Genomic DNA, 347 nt, shown 5'->3' with positions numbered 1-347 from the left:
AGTGAAAGAGGTGCCCGGTCTATATTTCTTTCTATCACATACCCAAATTTTTAAAGAACGATCTAATCAAAGACTAGAAATCAACATTCACACACTGATCATCAGGATCAATGGAATGCTCATTTCTAAGCTTTCAAACAGAAGCAGTAAGTGGTGGAGCCAAGCGGGATCGAACCGCTGACCTCCTGCGTGCAAGGCAGGCGCTCTCCCAGCTGAGCTATGGCCCCGTATTTCTACAGGCGTTTCCCACACAAAATTGGTGGGTCTGGGCAGATTCGAACTGCCGACCTCACCCTTATCAGGGGTGCGCTCTAACCAACTGAGCTACAGACCCAATTTCGAGCTTG

At 48.1% G+C, this 347-nt stretch carries 1 protein-coding gene and 2 tRNA genes; 1 reads left to right on the top strand and 2 read right to left on the bottom strand.

The genetic code is table 11. From position 1 onward, the window contains the following. Positions 1-181: hypothetical protein (locus KBY08_RS26330; protein WP_225651326.1), on the top strand; the 181-nt coding region annotated here is incomplete at its 5' end. On the opposite strand, the gene KBY08_RS26325 is transcribed toward KBY08_RS26330, so the two are convergent. Then, a tRNA-Ala gene (locus tag KBY08_RS26325) sits at positions 152-227 on the bottom strand. The two genes, KBY08_RS26330 and KBY08_RS26325, sit on opposite strands and share 30 nt — an antisense overlap. Before the next feature lie 30 nt (positions 228-257). Continuing rightward, positions 258-334, bottom strand: a tRNA-Ile gene (locus KBY08_RS26320). Positions 335-347 lie beyond the last annotated feature (13 nt).

It is taken from the genome of Pseudomonas sp. P135, assembly GCF_020312125.1.
In the GTDB taxonomy this organism is placed as follows: Bacteria; Pseudomonadota; Gammaproteobacteria; order Pseudomonadales; family Pseudomonadaceae; genus Aquipseudomonas; species Aquipseudomonas fragariae.
Note: the sequence above shows the minus strand (reverse complement) of the source record. Positions and strands in the feature narration are given on the sequence as shown.